17 protein-coding genes are annotated in these 12343 nt (G+C 61.8%); 4 read left to right on the top strand and 13 right to left on the bottom strand.

What is annotated here, in order from left to right; translation table 11 throughout:
• Positions 1–75 precede the first annotated feature (75 nt).
• From QMX98_RS26180 to nrdR, 12 genes are all read right to left on the bottom strand, one after another.
• On the bottom strand, positions 76–876 hold the full coding sequence (locus QMX98_RS26180; RefSeq protein WP_010467329.1) for a cobalamin-binding protein: 801 nt from the start codon (positions 874–876) through the stop codon (positions 76–78).
• Positions 876–1295 carry an MFS transporter gene (locus tag QMX98_RS26185; protein ID WP_282411589.1) on the bottom strand — a complete coding sequence of 140 codons (420 nt, stop codon included), beginning with the start codon at positions 1293–1295 and terminating at the stop codon, positions 876–878. The genes QMX98_RS26180 and QMX98_RS26185 overlap by 1 nt, the downstream gene beginning before the upstream one ends.
• Positions 1292–1909, bottom strand: coding sequence for a GTP cyclohydrolase II (gene ribA, locus QMX98_RS26190; protein WP_282411590.1), 618 nt, complete (start codon positions 1907–1909; stop codon positions 1292–1294). The genes QMX98_RS26185 and ribA overlap by 4 nt, the downstream gene beginning before the upstream one ends.
• Positions 1910–2160: 251 nt before the next feature.
• The gene (locus QMX98_RS26195) at positions 2161–2898 is read right to left on the bottom strand and encodes a transporter substrate-binding domain-containing protein (protein ID WP_282411591.1); all 738 of its coding nucleotides are present in this window, start codon (positions 2896–2898) and stop codon (positions 2161–2163) included.
• A gap of 22 nt (positions 2899–2920) precedes the next feature.
• A complete protein-coding gene (locus QMX98_RS26200; protein WP_008033735.1) occupies positions 2921–3424 on the bottom strand; it encodes a phosphatidylglycerophosphatase A in 504 nt (167 codons plus the stop codon).
• The gene (gene thiL, locus QMX98_RS26205; RefSeq protein ID WP_010467325.1) at positions 3421–4386 is read right to left on the bottom strand and encodes a thiamine-phosphate kinase; all 966 of its coding nucleotides are present in this window, start codon (positions 4384–4386) and stop codon (positions 3421–3423) included. The genes QMX98_RS26200 and thiL overlap by 4 nt, the downstream gene beginning before the upstream one ends.
• A gap of 21 nt (positions 4387–4407) precedes the next feature.
• Positions 4408–4908 carry a transcription antitermination factor NusB gene (gene nusB / locus QMX98_RS26210; protein WP_145310003.1) on the bottom strand — a complete coding sequence of 167 codons (501 nt, stop codon included), beginning with the start codon at positions 4906–4908 and terminating at the stop codon, positions 4408–4410.
• Positions 4905–5381: a 6,7-dimethyl-8-ribityllumazine synthase gene (gene ribE / locus QMX98_RS26215; protein ID WP_003185938.1), complete on the bottom strand. Its 477-nt coding sequence runs from the start codon at positions 5379–5381 to the stop codon at positions 4905–4907. The genes nusB and ribE overlap by 4 nt, the downstream gene beginning before the upstream one ends.
• A gap of 91 nt (positions 5382–5472) precedes the next feature.
• Positions 5473–6564 (bottom strand): bifunctional 3,4-dihydroxy-2-butanone-4-phosphate synthase/GTP cyclohydrolase II, encoded by a 1092-nt coding sequence (gene ribBA, locus QMX98_RS26220; RefSeq protein WP_010467323.1) that lies wholly within the window; start codon positions 6562–6564, stop codon positions 5473–5475.
• Between the two features lie 16 nt (positions 6565–6580).
• Positions 6581–7243, bottom strand: a complete 663-nt coding sequence (locus QMX98_RS26225) for a riboflavin synthase (RefSeq protein ID WP_010467322.1) — start codon at positions 7241–7243, stop codon at positions 6581–6583.
• A 46-nt stretch (positions 7244–7289) separates the two neighbouring features.
• On the bottom strand, positions 7290–8423 hold the full coding sequence (gene ribD / locus QMX98_RS26230) for a bifunctional diaminohydroxyphosphoribosylaminopyrimidine deaminase/5-amino-6-(5-phosphoribosylamino)uracil reductase RibD (protein WP_221107484.1): 1134 nt from the start codon (positions 8421–8423) through the stop codon (positions 7290–7292).
• The gene (gene nrdR / locus QMX98_RS26235; RefSeq protein ID WP_003228656.1) at positions 8420–8884 is read right to left on the bottom strand and encodes a transcriptional regulator NrdR; all 465 of its coding nucleotides are present in this window, start codon (positions 8882–8884) and stop codon (positions 8420–8422) included. Before nrdR ends, ribD begins: the two co-directional genes overlap by 4 nt.
• A 128-nt stretch (positions 8885–9012) precedes the next feature.
• Here nrdR and QMX98_RS26240 point away from each other — a divergent pair, with 128 nt between their 5' ends.
• From QMX98_RS26240 to trxA, 3 genes are all read left to right on the top strand, one after another.
• The gene (locus QMX98_RS26240) at positions 9013–9477 is read left to right on the top strand and encodes a YbaY family lipoprotein (RefSeq protein WP_042932997.1); all 465 of its coding nucleotides are present in this window, start codon (positions 9013–9015) and stop codon (positions 9475–9477) included.
• Positions 9474–10130 (top strand): 50S ribosomal protein L11 methyltransferase, encoded by a 657-nt coding sequence (locus QMX98_RS26245; protein ID WP_010467319.1) that lies wholly within the window; start codon positions 9474–9476, stop codon positions 10128–10130. Before QMX98_RS26240 ends, QMX98_RS26245 begins: the two co-directional genes overlap by 4 nt.
• Before the next feature lie 186 nt (positions 10131–10316).
• Positions 10317–11189, top strand: coding sequence for a thioredoxin (gene trxA / locus QMX98_RS26250; protein ID WP_010467318.1), 873 nt, complete (start codon positions 10317–10319; stop codon positions 11187–11189).
• On the opposite strand, the gene QMX98_RS26255 is transcribed toward trxA, so the two are convergent.
• Complete coding sequence (locus QMX98_RS26255; protein ID WP_010467317.1) at positions 11186–11533, bottom strand: hypothetical protein; 348 nt, start codon at positions 11531–11533, stop codon at positions 11186–11188. The genes trxA and QMX98_RS26255 overlap by 4 nt on opposite strands.
• A 134-nt stretch (positions 11534–11667) precedes the next feature.
• Here QMX98_RS26255 and QMX98_RS26260 point away from each other — a divergent pair, with 134 nt between their 5' ends.
• A complete protein-coding gene (locus QMX98_RS26260) occupies positions 11668–12246 on the top strand; it encodes a DUF2796 domain-containing protein (protein WP_282411592.1) in 579 nt (192 codons plus the stop codon).
• Positions 12247–12343 lie beyond the last annotated feature (97 nt).

Consider the following 12343-nt stretch of genomic DNA (forward strand, 5'->3'; position numbering starts at 1 on the left):
GGCAAGCCTCGCTCCTACAAGGATCACCCCGGACCTGTAGGAGCGAGGCTTGCCCGCGAAGGACGCACCTTGGTCTTAGCGGTCGGGCGCGATGACCTGGCAAAGTTTGGCCGTCGCCTCGATCATCTGCCCACTCGGCCGCTCCAGCCCCTTGTCCGTCACCAACAGCAACCGCCCCTGCGCCACCGCCGCCACCTGCGGCCAGGCTTTCCACGCCTCCAGCTGCGCCTGATCACTGGCCAGAATCACGTCGGGATTACGCTGCAACACCGCCTCGACGCTGACCTGCGGCGCCGGCAATGTCAGGTCGGCGAATACATTGCGCGCCCCGCACACCTCCAGCGCATCACTGATGATCTGCCCGCCGCCAACGGTGTACAGCGGCCGATCCCACACCTGATAAAACACCCGCAACGGTTGATCCCGGCGATATCGCTGGCGCAGCACATCCAGGCGCTGGCGTAATTGCGCGGCCAATGAAACGCCACGCTCAGGCCGACCGAGTTGCGTGGCAATCGCTTCGATCTGCGCAGTCAGTTGTTCGAGGTTGTGGGGTTCGGCGACATACGTAGGGATGTTCAGGCGCTTGAGTTGTTCACGCTGGGCCGGGCCAACGCTGCCGGGCCAGAGCAGAAGTAAATCGGGTTTCAGGCTGAGCAACTGCTCCATATCCAACTGGCCATAGCGGCCAACCGATGGAAGCCCGTTGAGTTCGGCAGGACGTTCACCGGCATCCAGCACGCCGACCAGTAGGTCCGCGGAGCCCAGTTCGACAACGATTTCAGACAGAGACGGCGCGAGGCTGACAACGCGCTCAACAGCGCAGGCCATGCCGCTGCCGGCCAGCAGCATCAGCGCCAGCCAGAAGCGATACATCAGCCGAGTTGACGCGGGATACGGTAGAGGTAGAACAGCACGGTGGTCGACAGCGCCAGCAGCACCAACGGCACCGCTTCAAGGCCGACGAACACCGCCAACGCGCCGATCCAGGCCGGCAGGCTCGCAACCAGCAACGCCGTGCGGCGCTTGGCGGCCAGGGCAATCCAGGCGGCGGGTTCTTCCGGGGTGTCGAGGGCTTTCTGGGTGGCGATCAATGCGTGCTTGTAGCCACCAAAAAACTTCAGGCTGACAAACATCGAGGCGACACCAGCGATGAAAAACGGCATCGCCAGCACCGGCAGGAGCGCCTCGCCCTGGCCGAACACGCCATTGATCACGAACAGGGGCAGCAGGGCCAGAGCCAGGTATTGCCACCAGTTGAAGGACAATCGCCGCCGTACTTGACCGCGCGTCACGCCCGGTCTGCCTCGCCCTGATGCTCGTTGCCCATCATGTGGTCGAGCTTGCTGGCCTTGGTGGCCAGGTAGAGTTTGTTGTGCGGGTTGTGACCGGTGTGCAGCGGCACACGCTCGGCGACCACGATGCCCATGTCGGTCAAGGCTTTGACCTTGCGCGGATTGTTGGTCATCAGGCGCAGGGATTTCACGCCCAGGTGTTCCAGCATCGGCAGGCACATGGCGTAGTCACGCTGGTCGGCGGCAAAGCCCAGACGCTCGTTGGCTTCAACGGTGTCTGCACCGCCATCCTGCAACTCATAGGCGCGGATCTTGTTCAGCAAGCCGATGCCACGGCCTTCCTGGCGCAGGTAAAGCAACACGCCACGACCTTCACGGGCGATGGCCTGCAAGGCGGCCTCAAGCTGCGAGCCGCAGTCGCAACGCTGGCTGAACAAGGCGTCGCCGGTCAGGCATTCGGAGTGCAACCGACCCAGTACCGGGGCACCGTCGGCGAACTCACCCAGGCTCAGCGCCACGTGCTCGCGTCCGTTCTCTTCATCGAGAAAGCCGTGCATGGTGAATTGCGCAAAAGGCGTTGGCAGCTTGGAAGCGGCGACAAAAACGACAGGCACCGGTGTGCTCCTGATCAATGAGTACTGGAGTTTCGCAGAGGCGGCATTGTAACAGCAGGTTCCTACAGACGCTTAGGCTGAATTATGGGGCATAACGATCAAAAAGTTAGATCTCAGGTCCGCCCAAGCACCCTGTGGGAGTGAGTCTGCTCGCGACAGCAGTGTGTCGGAACACCGATCTTTAACAGATAGTCGCCATCGCGAGCAGGCTCACGCCCACAGGAAATCATCAGTGCCACAGGGACTTGTGTTCATTTCGAATCGAAAGGATAGGGTTGTTTCCAGCGTTCGAAGATCGGTTTCAACCGGCCGCTTTTCACCAGCTGTTCCATGCGCTCATCGAACAGCGCCATCAACGTCCGAGCCTTGGGCGTATCGGCGAAGCACAGGTACAGCGGCAATTCCGCGATGTGGGTGCGACGAAACTGCGAAGGATCCTTGGCCCACTTGAGGACATAGTCGACTTCGGTCAGCGCATCGATGTAGTAGTCGGCGCGGTTGTGGGTCAGCATCGACAGAATCCCGGTGCGCCGGATGACTTCGTTATAGCGCTGCACGTTGGGCAGGTAATCCTGGTAGTCGTAGCCGCGGACCCAGGCCAGTCGATAGTTGCCCAGCGTCTCCAGGGTCGGTGCCGGATTGCTCGCCAGGCCCAGGGCGTAGATGTGATCGGTATCGAAGTTCCAGCGCGGATAAAGCAGATCGCTGTTTTCGTCGCGGTAGGAGCCGACACAGGCATCCACTTCGCGGAGTTGGGCCAGGCCTACGGAGCGGGTGTAAGGCTCGGTGCGGATGTCCAGTTTGACACCGGCCGGCTCGAACACTTCCCGCAGCACGTCCCAACCCAGGCCATGACCGTCAGCGGCGGTGTAGTCTTCCCAATCTTCGCTGGCCAGATGAATCACGGACGGCGTCGTCGTGGCATCGCCCGCTCGGACGATCGAGCAAAACATGGCGAACACCATCACAACCCACCAGCGCCGAGCCATCCCTAGTCCCCTGTCTCGCCCGTCAGGCGAAAATCCACACCAGCCCTTGCATGGCCAACCACGCAAACACGCCTGCCAATACGTCATCGAGCATGATCCCGACGCCACCGTGCACATGCCGGTCGATCCAGTGAATCGGCCAGGGCTTGAGAATGTCGAAGAAGCGGAACACCAGGAACCCCGCCAGCAACCAGTACCAGCCTTCCGGTACCAGCCACAGGGTGATCCACATCCCGACCATTTCGTCCCAGACGATGCCTTCGTGATCGTGTACCCGCAAATCGTCGGCGACCTTGCCGCACAGCCAGAAGCCGAACAGCATGGTGATGCCGAGCATCAGCCAGTAACCCCAGTCGGGCAGCATCTGCCACAACGGGATAAAGGGTAGCGCAACTAACGAACCCCAGGTGCCCGGTGCCTTTGGCAAGGTGCCCGAGCCGAAGCCGAACGCCAGGAAATGCCAGGGATTGCGCCAGACCGAAGGCGGTACGAATTCCGCCGGGACCTGTTTGGGATGATCTGTCACGGTGTCTCCCGAAAATGTTGATAGCCCCGGGTTTGCGGGGTGATGTCCTGTCCATCGGCGTCCAGCAGTACCACGCCCTGCCCGGCCTCTACCCTGCCGATCACATGGATCGGCCAGCCGGCGGCCAGCAACGCGGGCAACTCGACGGACGGTAGGGTGAAGGCCAGCACGTAATCGTCCCCGCCGCTCAACGCTGCCGCTTCGGCGCCCGATTGGCCGAGGAAGGCCACTAAAGCGTTCGACAGCGGCAATCGGTCCCGTTCAACTTGAATGCCGACCTTCGACGCCAGAGCAATATGCCCGCAGTCAGCGAGCAGGCCGTCGGAGATATCCAGCGCCGACGTGGCTTTGCCGCGTAGCGCCTGGCCCAACGCCAGCTGCGGCCGCGGCGACCAGTAATGGGCCAGCAATGGATCAGCGATGGCGGCGTCAGCCGTCCGCTGCCCCAGCACCAGCGGCAAGGCACCCGCTGCATTGCCCAACTCACCGCCCACGCAGAGCAAATCGCCGGGCTGCGCACCGCTGCGGGTCAACGCCTTGCCGGCCGGCACACGACCAAACACGGTCATGGTCAGGCTCAGCGGCCCGCGCGTGGTATCACCGCCCACCAGCGCCACGCCACAGTGCTGCGCCATGACGTTCAAACCACGGGCGTAAGCGTCCAGCCAATCGGCGGTCACCGTCGGCAAGGTCAGGGCAAGGGTAAAGGCAACGGGGGTGGCGCCCATGGCGGCCAGATCACTGACGGCCACAGCCAGCGAACGCTGACCGAGCAGAAAAGGGTCGCAAGGCTCTGCGAAATGCACGCCGGTAACCAGCGTGTCGGTGGAAATGGCCAACTGCTCCCCGGGGGGAACAGCGAGCAAGGCGCAGTCATCACCGATCCCGAGGGCAACGCCTTCGCCGCCTTGCGCACAAGGCGCGGCGGCGAAGAAATTGCGGATCAGCTCAAACTCGCCCATGTGGCAGCTATCAAGCGCCGATTAGCGCTTGAACGCCTTCACTTCAGCTTCACGCAGACGCGGGGCCAGCTTGTCGAGTACGCCGTTGACGAATTTGTGGCCATCGGTGGAACCGAAGACTTTCGCCAGCTCGATACCTTCGTTGATCACAACGCGGTACGGCACGTCGACGCGCTTGAGCAGTTCCCAGGTCGACAGGCGCAGAACAGCCAGTTCAACTGGGTCCAGCTCTTCGATGGTGATGTCCAGGCACGGCGTCAGTGCAGCGTCGATTTCAGGCTTGTTGGCCGGAACGCCGTGCAGGATGTCGTGGAAGTATGCGGCATCGACATCGCTGAAATCGTTATCGACCCGAAACTGCGCTTCGATCTCGTTCAGCGACTGCTTGGCCATGTGCCATTGGTACAGCGCTTGGGTCGCGAGCTGACGGGCTTCGCGACGCTTGACGCTTTTCGATGGCTTGCCGGCATCCGCAGGCTTTGGATCGCGCGGGTTGAACTGATCGCTGTCGTCGCTAATCACTTGGCCTCCAACTGCGCCAGCAGGCTGACCATTTCCAGAGCGGACAGGGCAGCTTCGGCGCCTTTGTTACCGGCCTTGGTGCCGGAACGTTCGATGGCTTGCTCGATGGAATCAACGGTCAGCACGCCAAATGCGACCGGAACGCCGAACTCCATGGACACCTGGGCCAGGCCCTTGGTGCATTCGCCCGCCACGTATTCGAAGTGCGGAGTGCCGCCACGAATGACCGCGCCCAGGGCGATGATTGCCGCGTACTCGCCCTTCTGAGCGACTTTCTGCGCAACCAGCGGGATTTCGAAGGCGCCAGGCGCGCGGATGATGGTGATGTCGCTTTCGCTCACGCCGTGGCGAACCAGGGCATCAACTGCACCGCTGACCAGGCTTTCAACGACGAAGCTGTTGAAGCGGCCCACTACCAGAGCGTAGCGGCCTTTCGGGGCGATGAAGGTACCTTCGATGGTCTTCAGGGTCATTCGTTAGATCTCTTAAAGAGCCGGGACGCGTTTTCTACGCATCCCTCGGTGATGTGTTAGCCGCGAATCAAGGACTGGAAACAACCGGTCATTATTCGGAGGGCACGTATTCTACAACTTCCAGATCGAAACCGGATATCGCATTAAATTTCATTGGCGCAGACATCAAGCGCATTTTGCGCACGCCCAGGTCCCGGAGGATCTGCGAACCGGCACCGACGATGCTGTAGGTGGTCGGTTTTTTCACGATGGCCTGATCCGCGGTTTCACGGATGTGCGCCAGCAATACGTCGCCATCGAGCGGGTGACCGAGCAACAGCACCACGCCGCTGCCGGCCTCGGCCACCGCAGCCATGGCGGCGCGCAGGCTCCAGCGGCCCGGTTGCTTGACCATCAACAGGTCGCGCAGCGGGTCCATGTTGTGTACGCGAACCAGGGTCGGTTCTTCGGCGCACACGGTGCCCAGGGTCAGGGCCATGTGCACGTCACCTTCCACGGAATCACGATAGGTCACCAGGTTGAACTGGCCCAGTTCGCTGTCCAAAGGCTGCTCGGCAATCCGCTGAACGGTACGTTCGTGGATCATCCGGTAGTGAATCAGGTCGGCAATGGTGCCGATCTTGATGTTGTGTTCGGCCGCGAAGGCTTCGAGCTCGGTGCGACGGGACATGGTGCCGTCGTCGTTCATCACTTCGCAGATCACGCCGCTTGGCTCGAAACCGGCCATGCGCGCCAGGTCGCACGCCGCTTCGGTGTGGCCAGCGCGGGCCAGGGTACCGCCGGCCTGGGCCATCAGCGGGAAAATATGGCCGGGGCTGACGATGTCTTCAGCCTTGGCGTCTTTCGCCGCAGCCGCTTGCACGGTGCGTGCGCGGTCGGCAGCGGAAATACCGGTGGTCACGCCTTCGGCCGCTTCGATGGACACGGTGAACTTGGTGCCGAAGCCGGAACCGTTGCGCGGCGCCATCAAGGGCAGCTTGAGCAGCTCGCAACGCTCGCGGCTCATCGGCATGCAGATCAGGCCACGGGCGTGCTTGGCCATGAAGTTGATGTGTTCGGCCTTGCAGCACTCGGCGGCCATGATCAGGTCGCCTTCGTTCTCGCGGTCTTCGTCATCCATGAGGATGACCATCTTGCCTTGGCGGATGTCTTCAACCAGTTCTTCGATGCTATTGAGCGCCACAAGGCACCCCCTTGGGTCAGGATTTGAGGTAGCCGTTGGCGGCCAGAAAGCTTTCGGTGATGTTTCCGGAGGTTGGCTCTGCGGCCTTGTCGCCCAGCAACAGGCGCTCCAGATAACGTGCCAGCAAGTCAACTTCAAGGTTTACCCGGCGACCTGGCTGGTATGACGCCATGATGGTTTCGCTCAGGGTGTGCGGAATGATCGTCAGCATGAATTCGGCGCCATCGACCGCGTTCACGGTCAGGCTGGTGCCGTCGACGGTGATCGAACCTTTGTGGGCAATGTACTTGGCCAGGTCCTTCGGCGCACGGATGCGGAATTCCACGGCGCGCGCATTCTCGGTACGGGAAACCACTTCACCCACGCCATCGACGTGACCGCTGACCAGGTGCCCGCCGAGGCGAGTGGTCGGGGTCAGGGCTTTTTCCAGGTTCACCGGGCTGCCGCTTTTCAGGTCGTTCATGGCGGTGCAGTCGAGGGTTTCGCGACTGACGTCCGCCGCAAAGCCGTTGCCCGGCAGCTCAACCGCCGTCAGGCACACGCCGTTGACCGCGATGCTATCGCCCAGTTTGACGTCGCTCAAATCGAGCTTGCCGGTTTCTACGTGGACCCGCACATCACCGCCTTTTGGGGTCAATGCACGAATACTGCCGATGGATTCGATGATGCCGGTAAACATGGAGTTCTCCTCGAGAACAAGGCCGTCGCGTGGCGCAGGCCGGGAATTATACGCTCGCCGCTGGCGCAGGAATGGCGATGACTCGCCAGTCATCGCCAACCGCGCGAATTTCGGTGATTTTGAGCTCAGGCGCATCCTTCATTTGCGCGATCGGCCAGTCCAGCAGCGGCCGTGCCGAGGAGCCGAGGAACTTGCCGGCGATGAAAATCTGGAACTCATCCACCAGACCTTGCTGGGCAAAAGCCCCGGCCAGACGCGGGCCTGCCTCAACCAACACTTCGTTGACCCCGCGTGCAGCGAGTTCGACCAGCAATTTTCGCAGGTCAACCAAACCATCGTCGCCCGCCACGATCAGGCATTCCGGGCCGTTCGCGTACTGCTCTTCAATCGCCATGCAGGTGGCGACCAATGCCGGCCCGGCCTTGAAAAACGGTGCATCCAGCGGCACTCGCAGACGGCCGTCGATCAGCACGCGCAGCGGCGGACGGCTCATGGCCTGGGCCGTTTGCTCGGCGTCCAGGCCCAGCTCATCGGCACGCACGGTCAAGCGGGCGTTGTCCGCCAGCACCGTGTCGGCGCCGGTCAGCACCACGCTGGCCTGCGCCCGCAGGCGTTGCACCGCCGAACGTGCGGCCGGGCCGGTGATCCATTGGCTCTCGCCGCTTTCCATTGCCGTGCGACCGTCCAGGCTCATGGCCAACTTGACCCGCACGAACGGCAAGCCGTGTTCCATGCGCTTCAGGAAGCCTTCATTAAGCTTGCGCGCCTCGCCTTCCAACACGCCACTTTCGATGGCGATGCCGGCCTGGGCCAGGCGCTGCATGCCGCGACCGGCCACCGACGGGTTCGGGTCCTGCATCGCCGCGACAACCCGGGCGAGGCCGGCATTGACCAGCGCATCGGCGCAAGGCGGCGTATGGCCATGGTGGCTGCACGGTTCGAGGGTCACGTAAGCGGTGGCACCTCGGGCCTTGTCGCCTGCGGCACGCAGGGCGTGGACTTCAGCGTGGGGCTCGCCAGTGCGCACATGCCAGCCTTCGCCGACAATCTGCCCGTCACGCACGATCACGCAGCCAACGCGAGGGTTGGGGTGTGTCGTGTAATGGCCTTTGCGCGCCAGTTCCAGGGCGCGGGCCATGTAATGGGCGTCGAGGATGGCTTGTTCGGGGGACGTGGTCATTCTTTCACCGGCTCACGGGCCAGGCGATCGATCTCTTCCCGGAACTCGTTGAGGTCCTGGAAGCGCCGATACACGGAGGCGAAACGAATGTAGGCGACTTCGTCGAGCTTTTGCAGCTCGGCCATCACCAGTTCACCGACCACGAGGGATTTGACCTCGCGCTCGCCGGTGGCGCGCAGTTTGTGTTTGATATGCACCAGCGACGATTCGAGGCGCTCGACACTCACCGGGCGCTTCTCCAGCGCACGCTGCATGCCCGCGCGAAGTTTTTCTTCATCGAAGGGCTGACGGCTACCGTCGGTTTTGATCAGGCGCGGCAACACCAGTTCGGCGGTCTCGAACGTCGTGAAACGCTCGCCGCAGGCCAGGCATTCACGCCGGCGGCGCACCTGTTCGCCCTCGGCGACCAGACGCGAGTCGATGACCTTGGTGTCGTTGGCACCGCAGAAGGGACAGTGCATGGTGGCAGGCAACAAAAAAAGGGAGGGCCATGGTAGCGCATCCCCGTGGCAAGACAAGACATAGGGTTTACGGTATACAGACTGCCTATAGAGCTTGATCCATGGATTTCACCTTGCTGGAGCCGCAAATGTCCCTAAGACCACTCGTATTGCTCAGTGTTTTCAGCCTGCTGGTGGCCTGCAGCAGCGATGCGCCCAAGCCCCAGCCGCCAACACCAGGGCCAGCCCCACAGGCCGCGCAGAAAAAAGCCAAGGAGTCCGCCAACCTCGGCCCGTTGCCCGCCTATCAGCGTGAATTGAGCGGCACCCTGCAAGGCATACCGGCCGGCGCCGAAGTTGAACTGGCGCTGCTGGTGATCGATGCCCAGGACCGCCCGCAACAATTGCTCGCCAGTTCGAGCCTGATCGGCACCAATCAGCTTCTGCCGTTTCACCTGCGCTTCAACCCGGAATCGTTCCCTGCCGGCGTTCGCGTTGAATTGCGCGGTCGCGCCAGCCAGTCCGGCCAGTTGATTTTGCACCTGCCTTCGCAGGTCATTACCCAGCCGACGACCCAGGCCTTGGGTCAGCTGCAATTCGTCAAAGCCCCATGATTGCACCGCTCGACCTGCAACGGGCGTTGGGTGAATTGCTCGGTGATGCGCAGCTTGTGCCAGTTGCGTTGCCCGATACCGAGCTGAAACTCTGGCTGATCGACGGCGATAACATGGACCGCGCGTTCAGCCCGGAAGAAACCCGGCGGATTCTGCATGAACCGCCCTACTGGAGTTTCTGCTGGGCCAGCGGCCTGGCGGTTGCCCGCTATCTCGCCGCATTCCCTGAATGGGTCGAAGGCAAGCGGGTGCTGGATTTCGGTGCTGGCTCCGGGGTGGCGGGGATTGCGGCAGTAAAGGCCGGCGCGCTGGAAGTGGTGGCCTGTGACCTCGACCCGCTGGCGATTGCCGCGTGTCGGGCGAATGCTGAACTCAATGAAGTGAAGCTGAGCTACTCGACGGATTTTTTCGCCGAAGCGGATCGGTTTGATCTGATTCTGGTGGCCGACGTTTTGTATGACCGGGCGAACCTGCCGTTGCTTGATGAGTTTTTGAGCCGGGGCCAGGAAGCGTTGGTGGCGGATTCGCGAGTAAGGGATTTCAGGCATCCGCTCTATCAACGTATCGAAATGCTGGAAGCGATGACCCTGCCGGATCTGGCCGAGCCTGAAGAGTTTCGGCATGTGAGCCTCTACCACGCGCGGCGCGGCTAAAAGCTTCGCGAGCAAGCTTCGCTCCTACAGGTTCGGCGTCGGTCTTCAAATCGGCGTGGGCCTGTAGGAACGAGCGGTGCGGCGATCCGACTTGCCCGCGAAAGCGCCCTGTCAGACCGCCCACACTTTCAGCGATACCCTGCCAAGCCTTATAGTTGCCCCATTCACGCTTTTACGAGATCCCCCATGAGTCAGGAAACGCCGTACATCTTCGACGCCACGACCGCCGATTTCGACCAGTCGGTGATCGAGAACTCTTTCCACAAACCGGTGCTGGTGGATTTCTGGGCCGAATGGTGTGCGCCGTGCAAATCGCTGATGCCGCTGCTGCAAACCATTGCCGAGAGCTACCAGGGCGAATTGCTGCTGGCCAAGGTCAACTGCGATCTCGAACAGGACATCGTCGCCCGCTTCGGCATTCGCAGCCTGCCGACCGTTGTGTTGTTCAAGGACGGTCAGCCAGTGGACGGTTTTGCCGGTGCGCAGCCTGAGTCCGCCGTGCGGGCGATGCTTGAACCTCATGTGCAAATGCCGCCACCCGCAGCGGCCGATCCATTCGACCACGCCCAGGCCCTGTTCGACGACAGCCGTTTCGCCGATGCCGAAGCCGCGCTCAAAGTGCTGCTGGGCGAAGACAACACCAACGCTGCCGCCTTGATCCTCTACGCCCGTTGCCTGACGGAACGGGGCGAACTGGGCGAAGCGCAAACCGTGCTCGACGCAGTGAAAAGCGACGAGCACAAAGCGGCACTGGCCGGCGCCAAGGCGCAAATCCAGTTCCTTGGCCAAGCCAAGGATTTGCCGGATGCCGCCGACCTGAAAGCGCGCCTGGCGAAAAACCCGCAGGACGATGAAGCGGTGTATCAACTGGCGATCCAGCAACTGGCCCGCCAGCAGTACGACGCCGCGCTGGATGCGCTGCTGAAGCTGTTCGTCCGCAATCGCAGCTACAGCGAAGGCTTGCCGCACAAGACCTTGCTGCAGGTGTTCGAGCTGCTGGGCAATGATCACCCGTTGGTGACCACCTACCGCCGCAAGTTGTTTGCTGCGCTTTATTAACCTGCGTTGATCCAGCTATAGAGCGGCGTATCCCCGCCGCTCGACACCTTCACATCCGCGCAATGACGCAAACGCACCAGCAAGCGCTTGCCCGACGCCGCGCTGCCGGTCAGTCCTTCCAACTGATCCAGCAGATCCGGCCCGCTCAATTGCCCGGCCTTGCGCAGCAAATCCTTGGCGATTTGCCACAGCGCATCATCCTGATTCACCGGCTTGGCCGGGGCGTCACTGGCCTCAGGCTTGACCACCTGCAACTGCGCACCAAGCCGCGCCCAATCGCCGTCGTCCATCTCCAGCGTCAAATCCACCGGCCAGTCGCCGATGCTTCCGCGTATACGCAACATAAGTCTGCTCCTGCACATTTCTGACGAGCATGCTCCCATGTGACTTGCGCAACGCCAAGCAGACGGTCAAACTCCCCGCACTTTCGTTATAAGATTACATAACATACTCTTCATTTTACTTTCGGAGACCCGCCATGCGCCGTCTGCTGCTCGCTCTGCCGTTCGCCCTGTTGCCGCTGACCGTCGCCCACGCGGCTGAAGAACATGATCATGACCATGAACACGGCAGCCTCAGCGCCCACGAACATGGCGTCTCTCGCCTGAATGCAGCGCTGGACGGTCAGACCCTGGAGCTGGAGCTGGAAAGCCCGGCGATGAACCTGGTGGGCTTCGAACACGCTGCCACCACAGACGCCGACAAGGCCAAAGTGGCCGCCGCTCGTGCGCAGCTTGAGAAACCGTTGGCACTGTTCAACCTGCCGAAAGCCGCCGGTTGCGTAGTGGCGACCCAGGAACTGGAAAGCCCGTTGTTCGGTGACAAGCCGGATGCTGATGACGATCACGATGCCAAAGACGAACATCATCACGACCACAGCGAAATCCACGCCCATTACCAATTCACCTGCTCAGCCCCGGGCGCGCTGAAAACCCTGGACCTGGCCAATATCTTCAACACTTTCCCAGCCACTCAGAAGATTCAGGTACAGCTGATCAGCCCGAGCGGGCAGCAAGGGGTTGAAGTGACGGCCAAGGCTGCCGCTCTCAAGTTCTGAATTCACCGCCGCCCCTGTAGGAGCGAGGCTTGCCCGCGAAGGCATCCTAATAGTCAACATCTCTGTTGAATGAGATGGCCTCTTCGCTGGCAAGCCT

The organism is Pseudomonas sp. PS02303 (assembly GCF_029959925.1).
GTDB lineage: Bacteria > Pseudomonadota > Gammaproteobacteria > Pseudomonadales > Pseudomonadaceae > Aquipseudomonas > Aquipseudomonas mandelii.

Excerpts from the sequence above, each read along its gene's own strand:
- ribD (WP_221107484.1), bottom strand. The coding sequence starts at position 8,423 with ATGACCACGTCCCCCGAACAAGCCATCCTCGACGCCCATTACATGGCC.
- QMX98_RS26225 (WP_010467322.1), bottom strand. The coding sequence starts at position 7,243 with ATGTTTACCGGCATCATCGAATCCATCGGCAGTATTCGTGCATTGACC.
- nrdR (WP_003228656.1), bottom strand. The coding sequence starts at position 8,884 with ATGCACTGTCCCTTCTGCGGTGCCAACGACACCAAGGTCATCGACTCG.
- QMX98_RS26240 (WP_042932997.1), top strand. The coding sequence starts at position 9,013 with ATGTCCCTAAGACCACTCGTATTGCTCAGTGTTTTCAGCCTGCTGGTG.
- ribE (WP_003185938.1), bottom strand. The coding sequence starts at position 5,381 with ATGACCCTGAAGACCATCGAAGGTACCTTCATCGCCCCGAAAGGCCGC.
- QMX98_RS26260 (WP_282411592.1), top strand. The coding sequence starts at position 11,668 with ATGCGCCGTCTGCTGCTCGCTCTGCCGTTCGCCCTGTTGCCGCTGACC.
- QMX98_RS26255 (WP_010467317.1), bottom strand. The coding sequence starts at position 11,533 with ATGTTGCGTATACGCGGAAGCATCGGCGACTGGCCGGTGGATTTGACG.
- QMX98_RS26195 (WP_282411591.1), bottom strand. The coding sequence starts at position 2,898 with ATGGCTCGGCGCTGGTGGGTTGTGATGGTGTTCGCCATGTTTTGCTCG.
- QMX98_RS26245 (WP_010467319.1), top strand. The coding sequence starts at position 9,474 with ATGATTGCACCGCTCGACCTGCAACGGGCGTTGGGTGAATTGCTCGGT.
- QMX98_RS26180 (WP_010467329.1), bottom strand. The coding sequence starts at position 876 with ATGTATCGCTTCTGGCTGGCGCTGATGCTGCTGGCCGGCAGCGGCATG.
- thiL (WP_010467325.1), bottom strand. The coding sequence starts at position 4,386 with ATGGGCGAGTTTGAGCTGATCCGCAATTTCTTCGCCGCCGCGCCTTGT.
- trxA (WP_010467318.1), top strand. The coding sequence starts at position 10,317 with ATGAGTCAGGAAACGCCGTACATCTTCGACGCCACGACCGCCGATTTC.